Here is a 25,424-nt window from a genome sequence, read left to right as displayed (position 1 = left end):
ACCTCGCGGACGATGCGCTTCCGCCGATATCGTGGAGCTGCAGCAAGAGACGCGTTGCAGAGGACCAGCCTTGGCGACGTTGTCCGCGACAACGCGGCCATGCCGCGCTCGCAGATCGGCTCAGCGCGTCGGCGCCGGCACTTCGCGGTTATGGCGATCGATGGAGTACCAGCGGCCACCCTGCATCGGCGTATGACCGTCGGCGTCGGGTGTGCCGGCGCTGCAGCCATCGCAGACCTCGGCGACGCCGTGCTCGAACGGCCAGGCGAAGTCGTGGACCGGCGCGATGACCTCGCGCAGTTGCCGGTCGTAGAAGCCGATGCGGCCGTGGACGATGCCGCGGGTGAGACCTTCGGCGAAGCCGTCCGGGCCGTTGTCCCAGGTGATCACCGGCAGGCTGCGGCCATCGGCGCGCACGTAGTAGAAGCGTGCGCCGACGCTCAGCAGCGCCAGCCCGTCGCGATCGAAATGCAGGTGCCGCAGCGCCTGCGGCGTCAGTACCAGGCGTTCGTCGGCGCCGAGCCGGCAGCCCGGCACCACCGGCCGGTCGCTATTCGGGTCGCCCAGTCGGCAGGCCGCGGCGGCCGGTTGCGCCGTGGCCGCCGACGCGGCGCCGAGCGCGGCAAACGCAGCGAACCCTGCGAACACCGCAACGACCCCGCGCAGGCGGCCGCCGTGCAGCCGATGCCGGCTCATTGCGCAGTCGCGGCGCTGGTCATGAACGCCGCCGGCTTGGGCAACTCCACCGGCACCCCATCGCCGTTGCAGGTGCCGGCCTGGCACAGCCGCGCGCGCAGCGTCGGTGTGGCCTGCACGATCACGTGGTAGATCACGTTTTCTTCCAGACTGCCGCGGAACGCGTTGCTGCCGGGGCCGCGCGCCCAGATGCCGACGTCGTCGCCGCCGTGGGTCTCGGCCTTGGTCGGCACCAGCGCTTCCTGCATGAAGTCCGGGCTTTCGGTGTCGACATGGGTCAGGTCGGGACGGCCGTTGGCCGGCTCGAAGCTGCTCGGCGCATGCGGGAAGGTCTTGACCCCGGCCAGCTGCTGGTTGCTGGCGCCGGTGTAGCCGGGGCCGTTGGCGTAGCTGAGCGTGGCGTAGGGCTGGCCGTTGCCGTCCAGCGCCAGGTCGCCGGTGTTGGCGTCCTCGCCGCTGGTGCCGCGCACCTTGCCCAGGATCGGGTTGCCGCGCTGCGGATAGCCGACGAAGTTCAGCGTGTGCGAGTGGTCGGCGGTGACGATGATCAGCGTGTCCTCGGCCGAGGTCGCATCCGCCGCGGCCTGCACCGCCTGCGACAGCGCGATGGTCTCGTCCAGCGCACGGTAGGCGTTGCCGGCGTGGTGCGCGTGATCGATGCGGCCGCCTTCGACCATCAGCACGTAGCCGTTCTTGTCCTGCGACAGGGTGCGGATCGCGGCGCGGGTCATCTCGGCCAGGCTCGGGTCGCCGTTGGCGCTGCGGTCGCGGTCGTGGTCGAACTGCATATGGTCCGGCTCGAACAGGCCGAGCAGCGCCGGTGCGTTCTGCGCCGCCTCCAGTTGCCCGCGGGTCCACACGTAGGCGCCCTGCGGATGGCGCTGGCGCCATTCGCCGACCAGGTCGCGGCCGTCCAGGCGCAGGCCGACCTTGTCGTCGTACTCCGGGTCGCGCTGTTCGACGGTGGTGAACTGGCCGCGGCCGCCGGCCAGCATCACCTGCGGGCCGCGCCCGAAGCGCGCGCCGACCATCTGCTGGGCGATGTCGCGGCAGCCCTCGGCGACCGCCTTCTCCGGCAGGTCGGCATCGCTTTCCCAGTTGCGCTCGGGCACGTGCGCATAGGTCGCGGCCGGGGTGGCGTGGGTCAGCCGGGTGGTGGTGACGATGCCGGTGCCCATGCCGGCACTGTCGGCCAGTTCCAGCCAGCTCAGCAACTGCTTGCCGAGGCTGTCGGCGCAGGCGTCGCGCTTGCCGGCGGCCACGCCGATCGCGCCCATGTGGGTCTTCACCCCGGTGGTGATCGAGGTCATGGTGCCGGCCGAGTCGGGCGTCTGCGAATCGGTGTTGTAGGTCTTGCTCAGCGCGGTGGCGGGGAACGCCTCCCACGACAGCTGGTTCTCCTCGCCGGAGGCGCCCTTGCGCTGGCCGTCGAGGATGCGCGCGGCGGCGACCGTGGTCAGGCTCATGCCGTCGCCCAGGAACAGGATCACGTTCTTGGCCTTGCCGCGAATGGCGCCGTTGTTGGCGGCCTTGGCCGCGCCGCTGCGGTACCACCAGGCCGGGGTCTCGCCGGCCGGATGGGCGACGGCGGGGACGATGATCGGCGCGACGTTGGCGCTGGCGGCCGGCGCGTGCGGCGCGCTGGCGCAGGCACCCAGCAGCAAGGTGGAGGCGGCGGCGAGGGCGGAAACGGGAAGGCGCATACGCGGAACGGGTCCTGAACAACGAAGTCCCCCGCATTATGCCGGTTGCGACAAGGCACGCCGATGACATCGCGCCTTTCCAGCCATGGCGTCGTCGTTGCCGCCGGGGTGCGCTATCGTGCGAAACCCCCGAGATTTCTGGACAGCGTCGATGAAACTGGTGACGGCCTGGTTACGCATTCCGTTCTGGCAGCGCGTGGTCGCCGGCTTCGTGCTGGGCGCCCTGGCCGGCTGGGCGCTGGGGCCGACCGCGGAAACCTGGTTCAAGCCGCTGGGCGATCTGTACGTCACCCTGATCAAGATGATCGCGGTGCCGCTGGTGTTCTTCGCGGTCATCAATGCGATCTCGGCGCTGCACGGGCAGCAGTCGGTGGCCAAGCTGGGCGGGCGCACCTTCCTGTGGTTCGTGGTCACCGCGGCGCTGGCGGTCGGCGTCGGCCTGGCCGTGGGCACCGTGCTGCAGCCAGGGGCCGGCCACCTGGGCCTGCGCGTGGACAGCGCCTGGAAACCGGGCGACGTGCCCAGCCCGGTGCAGGTGCTGCTCGACGTGGTGCCGTCCAATCCGTTCTACGCGCTGACCGGCATCGGCACCAAGACCAATGCCGCCGGCGAAACCGTGCTGGCGGCCGGACGCGGCTCGATCCTGCCGGTGATCTTCTTCGCCGCGCTGCTTGGTTTCGCCATGGTCAAGCTCGGCGAGCGCGTGGCCGAGGCGCGCAAGCTCACCAAGCAGATGAGCGAGATCATGATCCAGGTCACCCGCTTCGTGCTGGAGATGACCCCGCTCGGGACCTTCGGCCTGATCGCCGCACTGGTCGGCGGCTACGGCTTCGGCAAGCTGCTGCCGTTCGGCAATTTCGTGCTGGCGCTGTATCTGGCCTGCGCGATCCACATCGTGGTGGTCTACAGCGGCCTGCTGCTGGTGCATGGCTTGAACCCGTGGAAGTTCTTCCGCGGCGCCGCGCCGGGCATGCAGGTGGCCTTCGTCAGTTCCTCCAGCTTCGCCGCGATGCCGGTGGCGCTGCGCTCGATCACCCACAATCTCGGCGTCAACAAGGACTACGCGGCGTTCGCGGTGCCGCTGGGCGCGAGCATCAAGATGGATGGCTGCGGCGCGATCTTCCCGGCGCTGTGCGCGGTGTTCATCGCCCAGTACACCGGCGTGCCGCTGACCGCCAACCAGTACTTCGTGGTGCTGATCGCCTCGGTGCTGGGCAGCTTCGGCACCGCCGGCGTGCCCGGCACCGCGGTGGTGATGGCCACGGTGGTGCTGAGTGCGGCCAACCTGCCGCTGGAGGTGATCGGCTACCTGTACGCCATCGACCGCGTGCTGGACATGATGCGCACCATGACCAACGTGACCGGGCAGATGCTGGTGCCGGTGCTGGTGGCCAAGGAAACCGGCCTGCTCGACCGCACCATCTACGAGGCGGCCCCGAGCAATGTCGGCCTGGAAGATCCGCCGGTCAACGGTTCCGGCCAGGTGCGTTGATGCTGCCGTGAGCGCGCCTGTCGAGCGTCTGCGCGCGCAGCTGCGGCAGTTGCCGGGGCTGACGCTGCGCGAGGGCGTGCTGGTGCACGACGCGTTGCCGGACGACCCGTTCGAGCAGCGGTATCTCGAGGTGCGCCGACGCGAAGGCCGGCTCTACAGCGATGCGCAGGTGCGCATGCTGCCGCAGCCGTCCGGCGCGCTCGGCGCCAGCCACGAATGGCGGGTGCGTGCCGAATCGTGCCGGCGCCTGCTGCGCCATCTGCGTGCGCGCGGCGGCGACGGGCCGCTGCTGGAACTGGGCTGCGGCAACGGCTGGCTGTCGCATCGCCTGGCCAGCGGCCTGCAGCGCGAGGTCTGCGGCGTCGACGTCAATCGCACCGAACTGGCGCAGGCGGCGCGGGTGTTCGCCGCCGAGCCGCGGCTGAGCTTCGTCGCCGGCGACATCCTGCGCCTGCCGCTGCCGACGCAGCGGTTCGATGTGGTGGTGGTGCCGGCCTGCCTCCAGTACTTCGCCGACCCGCGTGCGCTGATCGCGCGCCTGCTGCAGCTGCTGCAGCACGACGGCGAACTGCATATCCTCGACAGTCCGTTCTACGCCGACGCCGACCAGGCCCGGGCCAGCGCCGCGCGCAGCCTGCGCTACTTCAGCGACCTGGGCTGCGCCGAACTGGCGCAGCAGTACCACCAGCACACCGACGCAGTGCTGGACGGCATCGTGCTGCGCCGGTTGTTCGACCCGCGCCGCTGGTCCGCGCGCTGCCTGCGCGCGCTGCGCTGGCGCCAGCCGCATTTCCCGTGGCTGTGCATCCGCAAGCGCGACAACCTGGCGCTGGCCGCGGCGTAGCCGACCCGTCGGCCGCCAGCGCGGCCGTGGCCGCAGCCCATTGCGCCGCCATTGCGATTGGCGGCGTCGGCGCATGGCAGACTGCCGCCTTCTTCCCCTGCATGGACTCCCGATGAGCGGCACCCAACGCGAACTGACCTTCCGCTTCCTGGCCGAACCGATCGACGTCAACTACGGCGGCAAGGTCCACGGCGGCGTGGTGATGAAGTGGATCGACCAGGTCGGCTACGCCGCCGCGGTGGGCTGGAGCGGCCACTACAGCGTGACCGTGGCGGTGGGCGGCATCCGTTTCGTCGCGCCGATCCGCATCAGCGACATGGTCACGGTCAGCGCCAAGCTGGTCCACACCGGTACCAGCAGCATGCATTTCGCCATCGAGGTGCGCGCCCGCGATCCGATGGGCGGCGAGCCGCGCCTGTGCACCCATTGCATCATCGTGTTCGTGGCCCTGGACGGCGTCGAAGGCCGGCCGACCGCGGTGCCGGCCTGGCATCCGGACACGCCGGAAGACCATCGCCTGGCCGAGTACGCGCAGAAGGTGATGGAGCTGAGCAAGGGCATCGAGGACACCATCGCCCACTACCACGGCTGAGCGCGAACCTTACGCGCGCCAGTCCGCCGGCGCGGTGCGGCAGTCGCCATCGAACAGGCGGCCGCCGTGCGCGGCCAGTTCCTGTTGCGCCAGGGCCAGCACCGGCGCGCAGTCGGCGCTGGCGAACAGCGTGGCGAAGGCCTGCTCGAACCGTGCGCCCACCGCCGGGTCCATCCGTGCCAGCAGGCGCGGCACCCACTTGCCGCTGCCGTACCAGTGGCCGCGCCCGCGCAGCGCCAGTTCCGCCAGGCGCGGATGCAGCAGGGCGCCGATCGCGACGATCTCGGCGGCGCTGCGCTCGCCGCACAGGTCGTCGATCAGGTCGGTGATCTCGTAGCGCAGCGCGTCCCGTTGCGCCGGCGTCAGCGCCGGCGGCCCGGCCTGCAGCCGCGCGGCGACCTGGGCTTGCAGGGCGTGGGCCGCGTCTGTCGCCGTGCCGACGATGTGGCCCTCGGCGATCATGTGCAGCAGGCTGGGACGGCCGCGCGCTGCGTCCTCATCGAGGAACCAGGCCAGCGTGCCTGGATCGTGCACGAAGGCCTCGACCGGCACGCCGCCGGTCAGGAACGATTCGCGGCGTGCGGCCGGCAGATGCGCATAGACCACGACCAGGTCGAGATCGGACAGGTGCGTGCCTTCGCCGCGCAGGATCGAGCCGGCGGCGAAGCCGAAGGCCGCGTCGGCGTAACGGGTGGACAACAGCGAGTGCGCGAGCGCCAGTGCCTGTGCGTGCGTGGGCAGGGTGGGGGCGGTCGGCATCAGCGCAGCGCCCGTTGGCGCGGCCAGGACGCGGCCGCATGGCAGACCTGCAGGGCAGGCGAGGGAAGTGCTGTCATCGAAGTTCGGCTGACGCGATCGAGGCCGCCCAGCGTAACGTGCCGGTGGGCAATGCGGACGGCGGCAATGACGCTCATGCGGACAGCGCGCAACTGCAGCGGGCAATGCGGCGAGTCCCGCCGGCGCAGCGCAAGTCGCGGCATGCCAGGTGCGGCCGTGCCGGCTGGTCTCCGTGGCTGCGCGGGCAGGTGTTACTGGCCACGGCGACGCTAGCCCGCTCGTCGCCGTCTCCCGCGGGCGACGCCGTGCGCCCGTGGTGCGGCGGCCAGCCAGGTGGCCGCGAATCCCCACAACGAAAAAGGCCGCTGTCGCCAGCGGCCTTTCCTGAAATGTCTGCAGACGGGACGGCTTACATCGCCACGCGGCGCGCCTGCACGAACTTTTCGCCCCAGTAGCCCGAGGTCAGCGTGTCCACGCGCACGTCCTTGCCGCGGCTGGGGGCGTGCAGGAAGCGGCCCTCGCCGACGTACAGGCCGACGTGGTCGACGCGGCCCTTGCGGCCGAAGAACACCAGGTCGCCCGGCGCCAGCGCGTCGCGGTCCTTGATCAGCTGGGCGTTGGCCTCGCGGGCCATCTCGCGCGACACGCGCGGCAGCTCGATGCCCAGCGCGGTGCGGAACACGTAGCCGACCAGGCCGCTGCAGTCGAAGCCTTCGGTGTCTTCGCCGCCCCAGCGGTACGGGGTGCCCAGCAGCGCCATGGCGCGCTTGAGCACGGACTGGACCTTGTCGCCGCCCGGCACCACGCCTTCGCGCGGGACCGGCTGGGAGACGTCGTAGTTGGCCAGCAGGCGGCTGATGTCGCCGGCGAACATCGCCGAGCGGTCCATCAGCGGGATGGTGTCGTTGGCGGCCAGGTGCGGCAGCAGGGCGGCCAGGGTGGCGGTGGCGGCAGCGTCGGCCTTGCTGCGCGACGGCGCGGGCGCCTGATTGGCGGCGGCCGGCTTGGCCGAGGCGATGGGAGTGCTGGTCTGCGCGGCGGCCGGTGCGGTGGTCGCGGCGGCGCCGACCTGGGCCGGAGCGGGGGCGACGGTCGCGATCGCTTCCGGGACGACGGTGTCGGCGGGAGCGGTCTGGGCCAGGGCTGGGAGGGCCGAGAAACAGAGCGAGGCGGTGCAGAAGAGGCGGAAAGCGGTCCGGCGGGGAACGGCGGTCTTGCCTGGAGAGGTCTGGGCTTCGGTCGTCACGCTTGGATCACAAAATAAAACGATGGGGGATCATGCCTTGTAGACAGAAATAGGAAGTTCAAATAAGGTTAAATTTTCGTAATTATGAATGTGGGTGAAATCACAGTTCAGCGCAAAACCCGTTTTGCGCCGGTGTAATGGTCCCGCCAGTAGGCCCCGTCCAACGAATCCAGGCGCACCGTTCCGCCGGTGCTGGGGGCGTGCACGAAACGGCCTTCGCCGACGTAAATTCCGACGTGCGTCACACTCCCTGCGCTACCGAAGAACACCAGGTCGCCGGTGCTCAGGCGCTGCGGGTCGATCCGCGGGCCCTGTACCGCGGCCAGTTCGCGCGAGGTGCGCGGCAGCCGCAGGTCGAGCATGTCGCGGTAGACGTAGGCGACCAGGCCGCTGCAGTCGAACCCGGACTCGGGGGTGTTGCCGCCGTAGCGGTAGGGCGTGCCGACCAGGCCCAGCGCGCGCATCAGCACCGCATTGGCCGCGACCGGGTCGGCCGGCGCCACCTGCGGCCACTCGCGCACTGTCACCGGTGCCGGCCGGGTGTGGCGGACCTCGTGGCGTCCGCAGGCCGCCAGCGCAGCGGTGCACAGCAGCGGAAGCCACCACGGGAACGCGCGGCGGCCGCGCGGCGAAACTGGCGTGTTGTGCATGGAGCCGGGATAATGCGCGACCTCAGAAGGCCGCCATGATGGCGGCGCTCCCGGCGGCCGACAAGCCGCCCATCCCGTCTGCCCCCGGCAGCCACAGCGCAGAGTGCACATGAAGATCGAAAAAGACCGCGTCGTCCGTTTCCACTACACCGTTTCGGAAGTCGGTCAAGAACCGATCGAAAGCTCCAAGGACCGCGATCCGCTGGTGATCCTGGTCGGCCACGGCAACATCATCCCGGGCCTGGAGAACGCGATGCTGGACAAGGCCGCCGGCGACAGCTTCGGCGTCGACGTGGCCGCCAAGGACGCCTACGGCGAATACCGCGAGGGCCTGAGCCAGCGCGTGCCGAAGAAGCATTTCGGCGCGGCCAAGCTGCAGCCGGGCAGCCAGGTGGTGCTGCAGACCAACTTCGGCCCGCGCGCGGTGACCGTGCAGAAGGTCGGCATGAGCGTGGTCGACGTCGACCTCAACCACCCGATGGCCGGCAAGGACCTGCACTTCGACGTGGAGATCGTCGACGTGCGCGAGGCCAGCGCCGAAGAGATCGAGCACGGCCACGTGCACGGCGACGGCGGCCACCACCACTGATTGCGTTGGCGGCGGTGCCGGTCGCGCCGGTGCCGCCGGCCCTGGCGCCGCGCGCAGCGGCGCCGTCGCGCCGCCGCGGACGCCGGCGGCCCTCCTGATCGCGGCGAGGGGACATTCGCCGGCCTTCCGCCCGGTGCCCGCCTTGGCTTCCTCCGCCCCCCTGCTGCAGCCCGTCGCGCCTGCCGAGCGCATCGCCACGCTGGACGTGCTTCGCGGCTTCGCCCTGCTGGGCATCCTGCTGATGAACATCGAGGGCTTCGTCGGTCCGCTGGACGCGGCGATGACCGGCCTGGATCCGGCGCTGCGCGGCGCCGACCGCATCGCCGACGCACTGGTCTACATCCTGGTGCAGGGCAAGTTCTACACCTTGTTCTCGCTGCTGTTCGGCATGGGCTTTGCGGTGATGGCGCAGCGCGCCGAGATCGCGCGGCGGCCGTTCGGCGGGTTCTTCCTGCGCCGCAGCGCGGGGCTGCTGCTGATCGGGCTGCTGCACGCGCTGCTGCTGTGGTCCGGCGATATCCTGGTCAGCTATGCGCTGCTGGCGTTCATGCTGCTGGCGTTCCGCGAGGCACCCACGCGCTGGCTGCCGGGGATGGCGCTGGTGGTGTATCTGTTCGCGCCGGCGCTATGGCTGCTGATCGGCGCAGTGGCGTGGGCGGCGCAGGCCGATCCGCACGCTGCGGCGCAGTGGCAGCGCGACATGGCCGAGCAGGCGCGGCACAGCGCCGCGGCGCTGGCGCAGCAGCGCGAGGTGTTCGGCCACGGCAGCTACGTCCAGGCCACCGCGCAACGCGCGCGCGACCTGGTCGAATCGCTGAGCGGGCTGCTGTTCAATGCGCCGAGCATCTTCGGCATGTTCCTGCTCGGCGCCTGGTGCGTACGCAGCGGCCTGGCCGCGCAACCGCAGCGCTTCCCACGATTGCTGGCGGTGCTGCGCTGGGGCGTGCTGCCGCTGGGCCTGGCGCTGATGCTGCTGAGCTTCCGGCTGGAGCCGTGGATGGACCCGGCGCGGCTGGATCTGCGCCTGACCTGTGCCTATGCGCTGGCCAGCATCGCCAGCGGCCTGATGGCGCTGGGCTATGCGGCCTGGCTGGTGCGCGCCGCGCCCGCGTTGCAGTGGCTGGCGCCGGCCGGGCGCATGGCGCTGAGCAACTATCTGCTGCAGTCGCTGGTCTGCACCACGCTGTTCTACGGCTACGGCTTCGGCAACTTCGAGCAATTGCCGCGTGCCTGGCAGATCCCGTTCGCGGTCGCGCTGTTCGCGCTGCAGGTGGTGGTGTCGCAGTGGTGGTTGCAGCGGTTCCGCTTCGGCCCGGTGGAGTGGCTGTGGCGCTCGGCCAGCTATCTGCGCTGGCAGCCGATGCGCCGCCGCGACGTGGCCTGAGCGCAGGCGCTGCCGCGGCGTCCTCACATCTGCCGCGCGGCCGCCCATGGCATGCTCCGCGGCGACCGAGACATGCGACAGGACAGCCGATGGATGACGTGAGAGGCGGCAACAGGCCCGCCAGCGATACCGCCCCCCTGCGCGCCGAGCGTGCGCCGTGAGCGGGCCGATCCGCGATTACGACCTGCTGGTGCTGGGCGGCGGGTCCGGTGGCCTGGCCACTGCGTTCCGCGCCGCCAGCCATGGCGCGCGGGTGGCGATCCTGGAGCCGAGCGCGCTCGGTGGCACCTGCGTCAATGTCGGCTGCGTGCCGAAGAAAGCGATGTGGCTGGCGGCGGACCTGGTCGAGCGCATCGACCTGGCGCGTGCGGTCGGGTTCGCCATTCCCGAGGCCACGCTGTCGTGGGCGGAACTGGTGGCGCATCGCCAGGGCTACATCGGCAACATCCACGCCAGCTACCGGCGGCGCCTGGATGCCGATGGCGTGGTGCTGATCCCGCGGCGCGGCCGGCTGGTCGATGCGCACACCGTCGAATGCGACGACGGCGTGCGGGTCAGCGCCAACCACGTGGTGATCGCCACCGGCGCGCATCCGTTGCGGCCGCAGATCGAAGGCGCCGACCTGGGCCTGGTCTCGGACGACTTCTTCAACCTGTGCGAGGCGCCGCCGCGGGTGGCGATCGTCGGCGGCGGCTACATCGCGGTGGAACTGGCCGGGCTGTTGCAGGCGCTGGGCAGCCGGGTGGAGCTGTACGTGCAGGGCGAGCGCCTGCTGGAGCGCTTCGACGCGGAACTGGCGCGACAGCTCGCCGACAACCTTCGCCACCAGGGCGTGCGCCTGCATTTCGGCTATCGCGCCAGCGCCCTGCGCCGCAGCGGCGAGGGCCTGTGCGTGGTCGACGCGCAGGGACGGCCGGGCGACAGTGTCGACAAGGTGTTCTTCGCGATCGGGCGCCGCCCCAATACCCGCGACCTGGGCCTGGAAGCGCTGGGCGTGCGCCTGGGCGACAAGCACGAGATCGTGGTGGACGATTACCAGAACACCGACGTGCCGGGGCTGTACGCGATCGGCGACGTGGCCGGCAAGGTCGGCCTGACCCCGGTGGCGATCGCCGCCGGGCGCAAGCTGATGGACCGCGTGTTCGGCGGCCGGCCGCAGGCGCGACTGGACTACGAGAACGTGCCCAGCGTGGTGTTCTCGCATCCGCCGTTGGGCCAGGTGGGGCTGGGCGAGGAACAGGCACGCGAGCGCTATGGTGCCGATGCGGTGACCGTGTACCGCAGCAACTTCCGGCCGATGCTGCAGGCGCTGGCCGACTCGCCGCAGCGCAGCCTGTTCAAGCTGGTGTGCGTCGGCACCGACGAGCGCGTGGTCGGCGTCCACCTGCTGGGCGATGGCGCCGACGAGATCCTGCAGGGCTTCGCGGTGGCGTTGAAGCTGGGCGTGACCAAGCAGCAACTGGAGGACACCGTGGCGATCCATCCGACCTCGGCCGAGGAAGTGGTGCTGATGCGCTGAGAGAAAGCGGCGATCCGACGGCTGGCCGGCCGTCGCGCCGTAGAATGGCGGCATGCACGTGTTCTCTCCTCCTTGCCGCGGCGCTGCGCGATGAGCGCGCCCGGCACCTCCGCCAGCGTCGCGCCCGCCGCCACACAGGCCAGCCTCGGCGGGGTGCTGCTCGCCGCTGGCGGCGCGATCGCGTTTTCCGGCAAGGCCATCATCGTCAAGCTCGGCTACCGCTACGGTGTCGATGCGGTGACCCTGCTGGCCTTGCGCATGCTGGTGGCGCTGCCGTGCTTCGCGGCGATGGCGCTGTGGGCGGCGCGGCGCGCGCCGCCCCTGCAGCCCGGCGACCGCTGGCGGATCGTCGCGCTGGGCGTGCTCGGCTACTACCTGGCCAGCTTCCTGGATTTCCTCGGCCTGGCCTACATCACCGCGACCCTGGAGCGGCTGATCCTCTATCTCACCCCGACCCTGGTGCTGCTGATCGGCGTGCTGCTGTGGCGGCGACGGCCGCAGCGGCGTCAGCTGTGGGCGCTGGCGTTGAGCTACCTGGGCGTGCTGCTGGCGTTCGGCCACGACCTGCGCATCGGCGGCGCGCGCACCGCCTGGGGCAGCCTGCTGGTGTTCGGCAGCGCGCTGGCCTATGCGGCCTATCTGGTCGGCAGCGGCCAACTGGTGGCGCGGGTCGGCGCGGTGCGGCTGACCGCCTACGCCAGCCTGGTCGCCTGCGCGCTGTGCATCGCCCAGTTCCTGCTGCTGCGGCCGCTGCAGGCGCTGGCCTTGCCGGCACCCGTGTACGCGCTGTCGCTGCTCAACGGCACGCTGTGCACTGCGGTGCCGGTGCTGGCGACGATGCTGGCGGTGCAGCGGATCGGCTCGGCGCTGGCGTCGCAGATCGGCATGCTCGGCCCGGTCTCCACCATCGTGCTCAGCGTGCTGCTGCTGGGCGAGGCGATGGGGCCGTGGCAGATCGCCGGCACCGTGCTGGTGCTGGGCGGCGTGCTGCTGGTGTCGCGGCCGGTGCGGGCGCGGCCGGCGGCATGAGTCCACGACGGCCGCCCGCAGCGACGGCAACGGCGTCGGCCACGACGACGGCCGAGGCGCACGCGCGGATCCTGGCGACGATCCAGGCGATCCCGCCGGGCCAGGTGCGCGGCTATGGCGAGGTGGCGATGCTGGCCGGGTTGCCGGGGCGCGCGCGCCTGGTGGCACGCCTGCTCGGCGGCAACACCGACGCCGCGCTGCCCTGGCACCGGGTGCTGCGCAGCGACGGCCGCATCGCGTTCCCCGAAGGCTCGCGTGGCCACCGCGAACAATGCCAGCGCCTGCGCGCCGAAGGCGTGGTGGTGCAAGGCGGACGCGTGAAGCGCGCAGCGACGCCGGCGCGCGATCTCGATGCCGAAGTGTGGGGGCCGCCGTAGCGGCACCCGGGGGGGGAACTGCAGCGGTCTCTCTCACAAAGGGGGGGGGGCGCAGGCGGATGGTTTAGCCCCTCTCCCTCCGGGGCGACAGGGCGCGGCGTGCGCGCCACTGGCGCGGGCGCCCTGGAGCGCCCGCGCCGCAAGCGCGGGCCGGGGCGCGGAGCGGGGGTTGGGGTGAGGGTGCGGGCGCGTAGCGCATGCGGTGTTTCAACTGCACGAGGCTGCGCCCCGAACACCATCCGCCCTTCGGCGCACCGCACTGGTGATGGTGCTTGGAAAAGAGGGCTTGGTCCTTGTGGGAGGGACTTCAGGCCCGACGCTCTTTGCGCAGCCCGCGGGTTGGCCGGTGTCGTTCGTCGCGACTGAAGTCGCTCCTACAGAAGTTATCGAGAAGGGTGTGGCGGTTCCCTCGGGGGCGATCGCAGTCGAGGCGCCGGCATGCCGCCGCGCTGGTTGGAGTGCAGTCTCCGGCGAGCGGCTATGATGGGGGCAGTTGCCACGGACCCGACCATGTTCCCCAGACTTCCGCCCGTCACCCAAGCGCTGCTGATCGGCAACGTCGTGGTGTTCCTGCTGCAGATGCTGCTCGGCACGAACACCTTCGATCCCTTCATGCTGTGGCCGATCGGCGCCTTCGATGCGTTCTCGCCCGGGCAGAACTTCCAGCTCTGGCAGTTGCTGACCTATGGCTTCCTGCACGGCAGCTTCTCGCATCTGCTGTTCAACATGCTGGCGCTGTACATGTTCGGCGGGCCGCTGGAACAGACCTGGGGCAACAAGCGCTTCCTGACCTACTACCTGGTGTGCGTGGTCGGTGCCGGCCTGTGCCAGTTGCTGGTCGGCTGGTGGATGCTCAGCAACGGCAACGAGCCGTATCCGACCCTGGGCGCCTCCGGCGGCATCTTCGGCCTGCTGCTGGCCTTCGGCATGCTGTTCCCGAACCAGCGGGTGGTGCTGCTGTTCCCGCCGATCCCGATGAAGGCGCGGACCTTCGTCATCGTGTTCGGCGCGCTGGAACTGCTGATGGGCTTCACCGGCTGGCAGCCGGGCGTGGCGCATTTCGCGCATCTGGGCGGCATGCTGTTCGGCTGGCTGATGATCCGCTACTGGCGCGGCCAGCCGCCGTTCGGCAAGCGCAAGCCGCCGCGTCCGCGCATCGTGCGCTGAGCGCACGCCGGCCTCCGCGCGCAGGCATCGCCGCGCGCGCAGCGCCTTCGCGTTGACAGCCGCCTGCGCAGCGCAGGCGCCGACGACACGTTTTCCCATCCCTGAACGCAAGACGGCGCGGTTGCCCGCGCCGTCTTGCTGTGCGTGCCTGGTCGGCGGCTAGCGCCGGCAGCGGCTCACGGCCACAGGTGGATCTGCTCGGCCTCGCTGCGGACCATCGGCTGGCCCGGCTTGCAGGTGAAGGTCGCGGCGAAGGCGGGCAGGTTGGCCAGCGCGCCGTTGGTGCGCCAGCGGCCGGGCGCGTGCACGTCGGCGGTGACCCGCTGCACGGCTTCGTTCGGCGACAGCTGCTGCGCCCACAGGCCGGCCCAGGCCTTGTAGAACGCCTGCTTGCCGGCCTCGCTGGCGCTCGGCTGCGCGGCCGCGTAGGCCTGCCAGGCCAGCTCGACGCTGCCGATGTCGGTCAGGTCCTCGTCCTGGGTCAGCGGGCCATTGACCTTGGCCCCCTTCACGCCGGGGAAGTCGTAGGCGCCGTACTGCGCGGCGGTGCGGGCGGCCAGCGCGTTCCAGGCGCTCTTGTCCTCCGGGGTCCACCAGTTGCGCAACTGACCCTGCGCGTCGACCTGGCTGCCCTTGTTGTCGATGGCGCCGATCAACTCGTGCGCGACCATCGCGCCGTAGGCGCCGTACAGCGCCGCGGCGTCGCCGCCGGCCGCGTACACCGGCGGCTGCAGCACCGCGGCGGTGACGATCAGGCGGTTCTGGGCGATGTCGTAGGTCAGCGCCGGCTGCTGCGGCAGCACGTCCCAGCGGCGGTCGGCGTTGCCCTTGCCGATGCGCTTCATCTCCTCGCGGTGGCGCCAGGTGGAGGCGATCAGCATGTTGCCGCCGAAGCTGCCGCGGCCCATCGGCTGCAGCGTGTAGTCCAGATCGCGGCGCGGTGCGCCGATTTCGATCTTCAGCGCGGCCAGCTTGGCCTGCGCCTCGGTGCGCGCCGGCTCGCTCAGCCAGGTGCTGCGCTTGACCGCGGCGATCTGCGCGTCGCGCACCTGGTCGGCGATGGTCTCGGCCTGGCGGCGGGTGTCGGCCGACAGGTAGCGGGCCACGTACTCGCGGCCGAGCATGGGGCCGGCGGCGACATTGATCGCGTCCAGCACCTGCGCCCAGCGCGGCGGCGGCGCGACCTGGCCCTGCAGCACGCGGCCGCGGAACTCGAAGCTGGCGTCGCGGAAGCTCTTGGACAGGTACGGCGCCATGGCATCGCCCACGCGCCAGCGCAGGTAGGCCTTCCACTGCTCGGGCTTGATGCTGACGATCATGCCGTCGAGCTGCTTGAACATGTCCGGGTCGGCCATCGACACCAGGTCGTCGTTGACGCCCTGCGCCTTGAGGAAGGCGTCGAGCTGCAGGTTGCGGTACTGCTTGTTCAACTCCTTGGTCGAGATCGGCGCGTAGTTGTTGAACGGGTTGTTGATGCCGGTCAGCGACTTGGCGCTGCGCGCCAGCGCGGTCTCGATCTGCAGCACCGACTGGGTGTCGGCCTCGAGCCGGTCGGCCGGGGTGCCGGTCAGGGTCAGGATCTGCTTGACGTAGGTGCGGTAGCGGCCCATCAACGCCACGGTGTCGGCGTCGGTGCGGGTGTAGAAGGCCGGGTCGGGCAGGCCCATGCCGCCCTGCATGAAGTAGCCGATGTGGCGGTCCAGCGCCTTCAGGTCGACGTCGGCGCCGAAGTTGAACGCGACCGGGATGCCGATCTGGTGCAGCGCGGCGATCGAGGCCGGCACGTCCTTGGCCTTCTTGATCGCATCGATGCGGCCGAGCAGCGGCGCGATCGGGTTGGAGCCGTCCTTCTCCACGGCGGCCTCGTCCAGGCCGCTGGCCCAGAAGTCGCCCAGCGCCTTCTGCACCGCGTTCTGCGGCGACTGCATGGACGCGTCGAGCAGGTCGCGCTGCTGTTGCTGCGCGCGCTCGGCGAGCTGGCCCAGCGCGGTGACCGCGCCGGTCTGCGGCACGGGGTTCTGCTTCAGCCAGTCGGCGTTGGCGTCGTCGTAGAAATCGCTGCAGGCGGCGCTGATCGGCGGCGCCTTGGGCGTGGCGGCGCGCTTCTTCTTGGGCGCGGCGTCGGCGGCCGAGGCGAGGGCGATCAGGCCGAGGGCGACGGCGAGGGCAAGCGGACGGGCATTGGGCATCGGGAACGCATCCGGTCAGGATTAAAGTCGGCGGAGTTTAACAAGCCGCGGTGTGCAACTGTGGCGATGACGCGCGTCCATCGCCCGACCGGATTCAGCGAGCGGCGTCGGCGACCACGGGCGCCGGTGGCCGGGCAGGGCGGTCGGCATCGCCGGCGCTGACGGCGCCCGGCAGCCACGCAACGAAAAGGCCCGGACATGCCGGGCCTTTTCGCGAGACGGCAGCAGCGCCGTCGCTTACCAGATCACCACGCGCTTGTCGCCGCTGCGCACCATCGGCGCGCCAGGCTTGCACTGGAACGCGGTGGCGAAGGCCTCCAGGTTCGACGGCGCGCCGATCGCGCGGAACTGCGCCGGGGCGTGCGGGTCGGTGGTCAGGCGCACCATCGCGTTCTGCGGGGTGTACTTGGTGCGCCACACGGTGGCCCAGTTGATGAAGAAGTTCTGGTCGCGGGTCATGCCGCCGACCTTCGGGTCGTCCTTGCCCTCGGTGGCCTTCTTCATGGCGTCGTAGGCGGTGGTGATGCCGCCCAGGTCGGCGATGTTCTCGCCCAGGGTCAGCTTGCCGTTGACGTGCTTGCCGTCGACTTCGTAGCCGTCGAACTGCTGCACCAGCTTGCCGGTGAGCGCGGAGAACTTCTTGGCGTCGGCCGGCGTCCACCAGTTCTCGAAGTTGCCGGTGGGCCCGAAGCGCGCGCCCTGGTCGTCGTAGCCGTGGGTCATCTCGTGGCCGATCACCGCGCCGATGCCGCCGTAGTTGAACGCGTCGTCGGCCTTCGGGTCGAAGAACGGCGGCTGCAGGATCGCCGCCGGGAACACGATCTCGTTCTGCAGCGGGTTGTAGTAGGCGTTGACCGTCTGCGGGGTCATGCCCCACTCGGTCTTGTCCACCGGCTTGCCGATCTTGCTCAGGTTGTACTTGTAGTTGAACGCGGTGGCGGCGCGCACGTTGTCCAGGTAGCTGTCGCGCTTGGTGGTCAGGCTGCTGTAGTCGCGCCACTTGTCCGGGTAGCCGATCTTCGGGGTGAAGGTCTTCCACTTCTCCAGGGCCTTGGCCTTGGTCTCGTCGCTCATCCAGGTCAGCTTCTCCAGGCGCGCCTTGAGCGCCTGGCTCAGGTTCTGCACCAACTGCTGCATCTTGGCCTTGTCGTCGGCCGAGAAGGCGACCTTGACGTACATCTGGCCCATCGCCTCGCCGGCGCCGTTCTCGATGCTGCCGAGCACGCGCTTCCAGCGCGGCTTCATCTCGGCCTGGCCGTTGAGCTCCTTGCCGTAGAAGGCGAAGTTCTCCTGCGCGAAGGCATCGCTCAGGTACGGCGAGGCGCTGTCCACGGTGTGGAAGCGCAGGTAGGCACGCCACACCGACGGGTCGGTGTCGCCCAGCGCCTTGCTCACTTCCTGGTGGAAGGCCGGGATCGCCAGCGAGAACTTCTCCGGCACCGCCACGCCCTGCGACTCGAAGAACTTGGTCCAGGGGAAGTTCGGGGTCAGCTTGTCGGCCTCGGCCGGGGTGACCGGGTTGTAGGCCAGTTCGGCGTCGCGCGAGAGTTGCTCGCTGGACTTGGACACCTTGGCCAGGCGGGTTTCCAGCGCCACCACGTCCTGCGCCTGCTTGGCCGCATCGGCGGCCGGCACGCCGGCCAGTTCCAGCACCTTGGCCACGTGCGCCTGGTAGGCCTTGAGCTTGTCCTGCTTGTCGGCGTCGACGTAGTAGCTGCGGTCGGGCAAGCCCAGGCCGCCCTGCATGGCGTAGGCCATGTTCATCGTCGAGTTCTTGAAATCGGCCTCGGCGCCGAAGCCGAACAGGCCGTTCTCGCCCTTGGCCGCGCTCTGGCGCAGGTACTCGGCGATCGCCGGGCCATCCTTGAGGCCGTCGATCGCGGCCAGGTCGGCCTTCAGCGGCTCGATGCCCTGGGCGTTGATCTTGGCTTCGTCCATGCCCGAGGACCAGAAGTCGCCGACGATCTTTTCCACGCCCTGCGGGTTGGCGGCAGAGGCGGCCTGTTCGGCCAGCTGGTGCTGCACGGCCACCGAGCGTTCGTCCAGGATCGAGAACGCGCCCCAACTGCTGCGGTCCTTGGGAATTTCGTTGGCGGCCAGCCACTTGCCGTTGACGTAGCCGTTGAAGTCGTCGCAGGCGTTCTTGCTGGCGTCGAGGTCGTTGACACTGAACGCGTTGTAGGCCGGCAGCTTGCTGGTGTCGAGCTTGAGCTCGGCCGGCGCCGCAGCGGTGGCCGGGGCGGCGGTCGCGGGCTTGGCAGCATCGGCTGCGGTGGCGGCATCGTCGTGCTTGCCGCAGCCGCTCAGCGCGGTGCTCACGGCCAGGGTCAACAGCAGCATCTTGGGATTGCGAAGGGTCACAGGCAGGCTCCAGGCCAACGTGGATAAAAGGATGGCCCGCTCGGGCCGTGGCGAGACTCTACGCCGCCGCGGGAGGTTTCAGGGGTGTCGAAGGTCATGGGCGGCCACGCGCGTTGGGCCGTGGGACGGCCGCGTCGCCTGCCGGCCGGCAGGGCTGCCGGCGCTGGCTTACCATGCGGCCATGACCCGCGAACCGCCATGCGATGCCCTGATCGTGGGCGCCGGCCACAACGGCCTGGTCTGCGCCGCCTACCTGGCGCGGGCCGGCTGGAAGGTGACGGTGCTGGAGCGGCGCGGCGTGGTCGGCGGCGCGGCGGTGACCGAGGAATTCCACCCCGGGTTCCGCAACTCGGTGGCGTCCTACACGGTGTCGCTGCTGCAGCCCAAGGTGATCGCCGATCTCGACCTGGCCGGGCACGGCCTGCGCATCGTGCCGCGCCGGCGCAACAACTTCCTGCCGTTGCCGGACGGGCGCTACCTGCTGACCGGCGCCGGCCACACCCAGGCCGAACTGGCCAAGTTCTCCGCGCACGACGCCGCGCGCCTGCCGGCGTACGAAGCGCGGCTGGAGGGCATCGCCGACGTGCTGCGCGCGCTGGCGCTGCAGCCACCGCCCAACGTGACCGACGGCGGCTGGCTGCAGGCGCTGCCCGAACTGCTGCGCGCCGGCCGCCTCGGCCGCCGCCTGCATGCACTGGACGCGGAACTGCGCCAGGATCTGCTGGACCTGTTCACCATCTCCGCCGCCGACTACCTGCAGCGCTGGTTCGAGAGCGACGCGGCGCAGGCGCTGTTCGGCTTCGACGGCATCGTCGGCAACTACGCCAGCCCGTACACGCCGGGCTCGGCCTACGTGCTGCTGCACCATGTGTTCGGCGAGAGCAACGGGGTCAAGGGCGCCTGGGGCCATGCGCTGGGCGGCATGGGCGCGATCACCCAGGCGATGGCGCGCGCCGCGACCGCCGCCGGCGCGCAGATCCGCACCGATGCGGGCGTGCGCGAGATCCTGGTCGAGGACGGGCGTGCGGTCGGCGTGGTCACCGAGCAGGGCGAGCGCCTGCGGGCGCGGCATGTGGTCGCCAACGTCAATCCCAAGCTGCTGTACGAACGCCTGCTCGATCCGGCGCACGTGCCGGCCGCGACCCGCGCGCGCATGGCGCACTGGCGCTGCGGGTCGGGCACGTTCCGCATGAACGTGGCGCTGTCGTGCCTGCCCAGCTTCAGCGCGCTGCCGGGGCCGGGCGACCATCTCACCGCCGGCATCGTGCTGGCGCCGAGCCTGGACTACATGGACCGCGCCTACCACGACGCGCGCACGCACGGCTGGTCGCGCGAACCGATCGTCGAACTGCTGATTCCCAGCACCCTGGACGAGCGCCTGGCGCCACCGGGCCAGCACGTGGCCAGCCTGTTCTGCCAGCACGTGGCGCCGCAGTTGCCGGACGGGCGCAGCTGGGACGCGCACCGCGAGGAGGTCGCCGACCTGATGATCGCCACCGTCGAGCGCTACGCGCCGGGCTTCGCCGCCTCGGTGCTGGGCCGGCAGGTGCTGAGCCCGCTGGACCTGGAACGCACCTTCGGGCTGATCGGCGGCGACATCTTCCACGGCGCGCTGAGCCTCAACCAGCTGTTCAGTGCGCGGCCCATGCTCGGCCAGGCGACGTACCGCGGTGCGATCCCGGGCCTGTTCCTGTGCGGCTCCGGCACCCATCCCGGCGGCGGCGTGACCGGCGCGCCCGGCCACAACGCGGCGATGGCGCTGCTGCGCGGCTGAGCGGCGACCCGGCGGCAGGGCAAAAAAAACCCTGGCATGGCGGCCAGGGCGAGGAAAGGCGCGGCGCGTGCAGCGCGCCGTGGCGTTGTCTGCGCGCCGGGTCAGGGCGCGCCGGCCTGCGCGGATGCGCCGGCCTGTGCGGCGCGACCACCCAGATGCGCGTCGAAGAACGCCAGCATCCTGGTGTAGAGGTTGAGGTTGTGCGCTTCCTTGTAGAAGCCGTGGCCTTCGCCGGATTGCACGATCACGCCTTCGGGCGGATGCCCGGCGTCCTGCAAGGCCTTGGCCAGCGCTTCGGTGTGCTCCGGCGGGCAACGGTCGTCGCGGGCACCGGCGGCCAGGTAGATCGGTAACGTCAGCGCCTGCACGTGGTTGATCGGCGACATCCGCTCCTGCTCGGCACTGCTGCGGCCGAAGGCGCGCAGCAGGTAGCGCCTGCCGCTCTCGCTCTTGCTGGTGTCGCTGAGCCGCAGCTGGAGCTTGGCGTCGTACATGCCGACGTAGCCGAACGCGCACTGGAACAGGCCGGGCGCGCGCACCGGCGTCATCATCGCCGCATAGCCGCCGAAGCTGCCGCCGTAGATGCAGATGCGCGACTTGTCGACCAGGCCCTGCTGGATCGCGTACTGGGTGCCGTCGACGACGTCGTTGAGGATGCCGCCGTCCCACTGCCCGTAAGCGCGGTCCATGAATGCCTTGCCGAAGCCGCCGGAGCCGCGGTAGTTGAGTTGCAGGGTGGCGTAGCCGCGGCTGGCGAACAGTTGCGCCTCGGAATGGAAGCCCCATGTGTCGCGCGGCCCCATCGGCCCGCCGTGCACGTTGACGATCAGCGGCAGGTTCCTGGCCTGCGCGCCGGCCGGCACGGTGAGGTAGCCGTGGATGCGCAGGCCGTCGCGGGCGGTGAACTGGATCGGCATGACCGTGGCCATCTTCGCCGCATCGATCCACGGCCGGCTCTTCATCAGGAACCGCGCCTTGCCGGTGGCGCGTTCGTACAGGTACAGCTCGCCCGGATTCTGGTCGCTGCGCACGCTGACCACGATGGTGTCGCCGGTGCGCGTGGCGCTGGCGAAATCGACGTACTGGCCGGGAAAGGCCGCGGCCAGGTTGGCGTACAGCGTCGCATCCGGATGCGCCTCGTCGATCAGCTTGACCTGCGGCGCGCCGGCCTCGGTGACGACAGCCAGTGCGGTGTCCGAGCCGTCGGTGGCATTGATGGTGCGCGCGACCTCGCTGGTGGCGTCCTGGAACAGCGAGACGAAACGTCCGCTCTGCGGATCCAGGTAGCCGAACGCACCGGGCGCCTTGCCGTCGTCGCGGGTGGCGTAGACGCGGCCGTCGGCGGTGGACCAGGCGATGTCCAGACGCGCGCCGTCGGCCTTGCTGGCATTGATCAGTTCCCACATGCCGTTTTTCAGCGCGTACACCTCGCTGTGGCTGTCGTAGCCGGTGTCCTCATCCTTGTCGCTCTGGCAGGTGGCGAAGGCGGGCTGCTTGGCGGCGTCCAGGGCAATGGAGCAGTTCGCCTTGGGCGCGCGGCCCAGCGACTTGCGCCGCCCGCTGAGCGTGTCGATCAGCACCACCTCGGTGCCGGCGCCCTCCGAGGAGCGCGGATAGCGCACCTGCATGACCACGTTCTGCTCGTCGTCGCGCAGCGTGTCGAGCAGGGCGAAGGATTCGCGGCCCACGCTCTTGCCGCGCTGGGTGACGCCTTGCGTGCCGTATTCGATCAGGGTGCGCGGCTGGCCGCCGTCGGCGTCGACCGCGAACCATTCGCCGGTGCCCATCGGCCGCTCGAACGCACCGACCTTCTTGACCGCGGTGAACAGCAGCCGCTTGCGGCCGGTCCAGTAGAACGCGCCGACGCTCTTGCCGTCGGGCAGCACGTTGACCTTGATCGGTTTGAGGTCGCGCGTGCCGAGCACGGTCAGCACGTCCTGTTCGCCGCGGTCCACGGTCAGCGCGAGATACTCACCGTCCGGCGAGATCTTGACCGCACTGTAGGTGGGGCGCTTGACGAAATCCGCAATGGGCGGGGGCGCGGCCGCGGCGGCATTGCCGTGCAGGCACAGCCCCAGCGCGCAGAAAGCAACGAGTCGTTTCACGAGCATCCTTTTTGCGTGAGTGCACAAAGCGAGAGCCCGATGCCGGGCTCTCGCTGACCTCCAGTGCGCGTGCCGCGGCTCAGCGGAAGCGGTACTGGAACTCCGCCGCCACTTCGCGGCCGTACGGGCTGTAGGCACGCCAGAAGTACGGATACGTGTTGTAGCCGCTGTCCTTCGGGTGGGTCTTGTCGAACACGTTGTTGACGTAGAAGTTGACCGTCAGCTTGTCGGTCAGCTTCTTGCCCACGTTGGCGTTCCAGATGAAGTACGGCGCGATGCGGCCGGTCTCCTGCCAGTTCGGCAGGCTGCCGTAGCGGAGCATGAACACCGCCGCCTGCCAATCGTTCCGTTGCCAGGTCGCGGTGGTGCGGATGCGGCTGCGGAAGTCGAAGTTGCTCAGGTCGTCGCGGTAGTCGAGGACGGGGTCGCCCTTGAACTCGGCCGACTTCTGCTCGAGGGTGTGCGAGTAGCCCACCTGGAAGCGGAAGTCACCCAGCCGGTCGGTATCCAGGCGATAGTCCAGCGACGCGTCGATGCCCTTGGTGCCGAGGAAGGCGCGGTTGATCGGGCCGCGGCGGATCTCGGTGATCTGGCCGTCGTTCGGCGTGCCCGGCGCGCTGAGGCGGGTCACCCGCGACAGCATGTCGGCGCAGAACGCCGAGCCCGGCGCACCCAGGGTGAACGGGTTGCGGTTGCGGGTCAGCCCGGTCACGCAGCCGGCTTCGCCGTCGAGGATGTAGGTGGAGGTGATGTCGGCCACCACGTTCTTCAGGCGGATGTCGTAGTAGTCGGCGGTGACCGACAGGCCGTCGATCACGTCCCACACGAAACCGGCGGTCCACGACGTACCGGTTTCCTCGGACAGGTCGGTGGTGCCCTGGCGCACGCCGTACGCGGTGTAGTTCACCGTGGTGTCCGAGGTCGGGCACTGCGCCGCGGCGCGGCCGCTTTCCAGGCAGCGACGGGTGTCGAAGATGCTGGAGAACGTGCCGCTGCGATCGGCGAACACGTAGTGCAGGTCGGGCGCGCGGAAGCTGGTGGAGTAGGAGCCGCGCAGCAGCAGGCTGTCCAGGGGGCGCCACTCCAGGCCGGCGTTCCAGGTCTTGGCGTCGTCCACCGCGGTGACGTCGTCGTACTTGTCCAGGCGCCCGGCCAGATGCGCCTTCAGCGAACTGAGGATCGGAATCGACAGCTCCACGCCCAGCGCGTAGCGGTCGCGCTTGCCGCCGCCGCCGGTGCCGGTGAGGTTGTACGGACGGTCTGCGCCGGTGTAGTCGGGCAGGATGCGCGGGTCGGCGTTGAGCTTGTACTCCTGCTGCGAAGCTTCGACGATGCCGGCGAAGCCCAGCGCGCCGGCCGGCAGCTCGAACAGGTCGCCGGAGAGGACGAAGCTGCCCTGGTTGACGTGCGAGTTGGCGTCGGTCTTGACCGTGGTGCTCAGCGCCGCGAACTGGTCCGGGGTCAGCGCGCTGTAGTAGCGCTGCTGGTTCAGGCGGTACACCGGATAGGAGACGCCGCCGACCACGCGGGTGCCCAACTGCTGGCCCAGGAAATAGTCGTTGACCGCCGACGCCACCAGGCGCGGCCGGTCGACCTTCACCTTGTACTCGGCGCGCGACAGGGTCAGGTCCCAGTCGAAGCGGTCGCCCCACTTGCCGCGCAGGCCGGCGGCGAAATCGTAGGACTTCTCCTTGTTGCGCGCCATCAGGTGCTCGACGCCGCCGGCTTCCTGCGGGGCGAACAGGCGCTGCGCGTCGACCAGCGCGTTGAAGCCGGGGTCGAACCACAGCGCGCCATTGGTGCGGCCGGACCAGAACTGCGTGCCCGAGGTGTACTTGGACTCGGAGGACCACGCCTGCAGGCTGGCCCAGCCCTGCATGCCGCCGTCGAAATCGAAGGTGCCGTAGGCGTAGCCGGACAGGTCGTTGTTCTCGTTGCGGATGGTCTGGTAGGCCACGTCCTTGAAGCTGCCGCAGGCCTGGCCGAGGTTGGTGATGGCGCCGGCGGTGCTGGCGGTGCGGTAGTTCCAGCGCACCCACTCGTCGCCCAACTGTTCGCACGCGCCAGCCGGCGGCGCGAAATAGGAGTTGGCGGTCGAGCCGGTGCGGCGGCGCACGCGCATGGTGCCGGTCGGCTGGATGCCGACGAAGTCCGGCGGTAACGGATTGTCCAGCGCCGAATCCATGAAGTCGCGCTGGTAGCCGTACAGCGGCTCGCCGGCGGTGTATTCGAAGGCGTAGGTCAGGCTCCAGCGGTCGCCGGTCTTGCCGCCGATCCACTGGAAGTCGCCGGTGTCGCCGCCGCCGCGGGTCAGGGTGCTGCCGCGCAGCTTGACCAGGTCGCCCTCGTAGTTGGTCTTAAGGATGACGTTGACCACGCCAGCGACCGCGTCGGAGCCGTAGATGGCCGAGGCGCCGCCGGCGAGGACCTCGATGCGATCGACTGCCGCGGCCGGGATGTTGCCGAAGTTGGCGAAGTTGCTCTGGCCATTGTACGGCAGCGGGTAGTCCGCGGCGCGGCGGCCGTTGATCAGCAGCAGGGTGCGGCCGGGGCCGAGACCGCGCAGGTTGATCACGCTGGCATTGGGAGTGAAGCCGCCCTGGAACAGCTCGTTCTGGGTGGAGCCGGAGGCCTGGGTGAGGGTGCTCAGCGCGTCGAAGACGGTGTTGAAGCCTTCGCGCTCGATCTGGGTGGCGGAGATGATGGTGACGGGGGAGGGACCCTCGACCTCGGTGCGCTGGATGCGCGAACCGGTCACGGTCACCTTCTCCAGGGTATGCGCCTTGGCGCCGGTGGCCTCGGTCAGTTGTTCCGTTTCCGATTCCTCGCTCGGGTTCTGGCTTTGCGCTAGCGCCGATGCGGCGGGCAGGGCCAGAATGGCGGACACAGCAACGACCAGAAGACTCCGCTTGGGAGTCGGTGCTTTGACT

At 70.2% G+C, this 25,424-nt stretch carries 19 protein-coding genes; 10 read left to right on the top strand and 9 right to left on the bottom strand.

Going from position 1 to position 25,424, the window contains the following annotated elements; genetic code table 11:
- Positions 1–120: 120 nt before the first annotated feature.
- Both FHR56_RS09430 and FHR56_RS09425 read right to left on the bottom strand, forming a co-directional pair.
- Positions 121–696 (bottom strand): WG repeat-containing protein, encoded by a 576-nt coding sequence (locus tag FHR56_RS09430; RefSeq protein WP_237473342.1) that lies wholly within the window; start codon positions 694–696, stop codon positions 121–123.
- Complete coding sequence (locus FHR56_RS09425; RefSeq protein ID WP_160947970.1) at positions 693–2,399, bottom strand: alkaline phosphatase; 1,707 nt, start codon at positions 2,397–2,399, stop codon at positions 693–695. Before FHR56_RS09425 ends, FHR56_RS09430 begins: the two co-directional genes overlap by 4 nt.
- Positions 2,400–2,550: 151 nt before the next feature.
- On the opposite strand from FHR56_RS09425, the gene FHR56_RS09420 reads away from it, so the two are divergent.
- The 3 genes from FHR56_RS09420 (at position 2,551) to FHR56_RS09410 (ending at position 5,327) form a co-directional block, all read left to right on the top strand.
- Complete coding sequence (locus tag FHR56_RS09420) at positions 2,551–3,891, top strand: dicarboxylate/amino acid:cation symporter (protein WP_160947969.1); 1,341 nt, start codon at positions 2,551–2,553, stop codon at positions 3,889–3,891.
- A 76-nt stretch (positions 3,892–3,967) separates the two neighbouring features.
- Positions 3,968–4,735, top strand: a complete 768-nt coding sequence (locus tag FHR56_RS09415; protein WP_345776736.1) for a class I SAM-dependent methyltransferase — start codon at positions 3,968–3,970, stop codon at positions 4,733–4,735.
- A 112-nt stretch (positions 4,736–4,847) separates the two neighbouring features.
- Positions 4,848–5,327, top strand: coding sequence for an acyl-CoA thioesterase (locus tag FHR56_RS09410; protein WP_160947968.1), 480 nt, complete (start codon positions 4,848–4,850; stop codon positions 5,325–5,327).
- A gap of 9 nt (positions 5,328–5,336) precedes the next feature.
- Here FHR56_RS09410 and FHR56_RS09405 read toward each other — a convergent pair whose 3' ends face one another.
- The 3 genes from FHR56_RS09405 to FHR56_RS09395 form a co-directional block, all read right to left on the bottom strand.
- Positions 5,337–6,086 (bottom strand): nucleotidyltransferase domain-containing protein, encoded by a 750-nt coding sequence (locus tag FHR56_RS09405; protein ID WP_160947967.1) that lies wholly within the window; start codon positions 6,084–6,086, stop codon positions 5,337–5,339.
- Between the two features lie 427 nt (positions 6,087–6,513).
- Complete coding sequence (locus FHR56_RS09400; protein WP_160947966.1) at positions 6,514–7,350, bottom strand: C40 family peptidase; 837 nt, start codon at positions 7,348–7,350, stop codon at positions 6,514–6,516.
- A gap of 107 nt (positions 7,351–7,457) precedes the next feature.
- Positions 7,458–8,000: a C40 family peptidase gene (locus FHR56_RS09395; RefSeq protein WP_160947965.1), complete on the bottom strand. Its 543-nt coding sequence runs from the start codon at positions 7,998–8,000 to the stop codon at positions 7,458–7,460.
- Positions 8,001–8,109: 109 nt separating this feature from the next.
- Here FHR56_RS09395 and FHR56_RS09390 point away from each other — a divergent pair, with 109 nt between their 5' ends.
- The 6 genes from FHR56_RS09390 (at position 8,110) to FHR56_RS09365 (ending at position 14,065) form a co-directional block, all read left to right on the top strand.
- Positions 8,110–8,589, top strand: a complete 480-nt coding sequence (locus FHR56_RS09390) for a peptidylprolyl isomerase (protein ID WP_160947964.1) — start codon at positions 8,110–8,112, stop codon at positions 8,587–8,589.
- A 160-nt stretch (positions 8,590–8,749) separates the two neighbouring features.
- The gene (locus FHR56_RS09385) at positions 8,750–9,973 is read left to right on the top strand and encodes a DUF418 domain-containing protein (protein ID WP_160948044.1); all 1,224 of its coding nucleotides are present in this window, start codon (positions 8,750–8,752) and stop codon (positions 9,971–9,973) included.
- 157 nt (positions 9,974–10,130) lie between these two features.
- Positions 10,131–11,492, top strand: coding sequence for a glutathione-disulfide reductase (gorA, locus tag FHR56_RS09380; RefSeq protein WP_160947963.1), 1,362 nt, complete (start codon positions 10,131–10,133; stop codon positions 11,490–11,492).
- Positions 11,493–11,582: 90 nt separating this feature from the next.
- Positions 11,583–12,521, top strand: coding sequence for a DMT family transporter (locus tag FHR56_RS09375; RefSeq protein ID WP_160947962.1), 939 nt, complete (start codon positions 11,583–11,585; stop codon positions 12,519–12,521).
- The gene (locus FHR56_RS09370) at positions 12,518–12,898 is read left to right on the top strand and encodes an MGMT family protein (RefSeq protein ID WP_160947961.1); all 381 of its coding nucleotides are present in this window, start codon (positions 12,518–12,520) and stop codon (positions 12,896–12,898) included. The genes FHR56_RS09375 and FHR56_RS09370 overlap by 4 nt, the downstream gene beginning before the upstream one ends.
- Positions 12,899–13,408: 510 nt before the next feature.
- Positions 13,409–14,065 (top strand): rhomboid family intramembrane serine protease, encoded by a 657-nt coding sequence (locus tag FHR56_RS09365; protein WP_160947785.1) that lies wholly within the window; start codon positions 13,409–13,411, stop codon positions 14,063–14,065.
- Between the two features lie 176 nt (positions 14,066–14,241).
- Here the strand turns inward: FHR56_RS09365 and FHR56_RS09360 are convergent, their stop codons facing one another.
- Complete coding sequence (locus tag FHR56_RS09360) at positions 14,242–16,254, bottom strand: M13 family metallopeptidase (protein WP_160947784.1); 2,013 nt, start codon at positions 16,252–16,254, stop codon at positions 14,242–14,244.
- A 237-nt stretch (positions 16,255–16,491) separates the two neighbouring features.
- Positions 16,492–18,594: a M13-type metalloendopeptidase gene (locus FHR56_RS09355; protein WP_184502611.1), complete on the bottom strand. Its 2,103-nt coding sequence runs from the start codon at positions 18,592–18,594 to the stop codon at positions 16,492–16,494.
- A 202-nt stretch (positions 18,595–18,796) separates the two neighbouring features.
- Here FHR56_RS09355 and FHR56_RS09350 point away from each other — a divergent pair, with 202 nt between their 5' ends.
- Complete coding sequence (locus FHR56_RS09350) at positions 18,797–20,389, top strand: NAD(P)/FAD-dependent oxidoreductase (protein WP_160947782.1); 1,593 nt, start codon at positions 18,797–18,799, stop codon at positions 20,387–20,389.
- Positions 20,390–20,490: 101 nt separating this feature from the next.
- Here FHR56_RS09350 and FHR56_RS09345 read toward each other — a convergent pair whose 3' ends face one another.
- Positions 20,491–22,500, bottom strand: coding sequence for a S9 family peptidase (locus tag FHR56_RS09345; RefSeq protein ID WP_160947781.1), 2,010 nt, complete (start codon positions 22,498–22,500; stop codon positions 20,491–20,493).
- Between the two features lie 73 nt (positions 22,501–22,573).
- Positions 22,574–25,381, bottom strand: coding sequence for a TonB-dependent receptor (locus FHR56_RS09340; protein WP_160947780.1), 2,808 nt, complete (start codon positions 25,379–25,381; stop codon positions 22,574–22,576).
- Positions 25,382–25,424 lie beyond the last annotated feature (43 nt).

Origin of the sequence: Xanthomonas sp. F10, assembly GCF_014206815.1 — a bacterium.
Taxonomy (GTDB): Bacteria; Pseudomonadota; Gammaproteobacteria; order Xanthomonadales; family Xanthomonadaceae; genus Xanthomonas_A; species Xanthomonas_A indica.
This window is presented reverse-complemented; position numbering and strand designations above follow the sequence as displayed.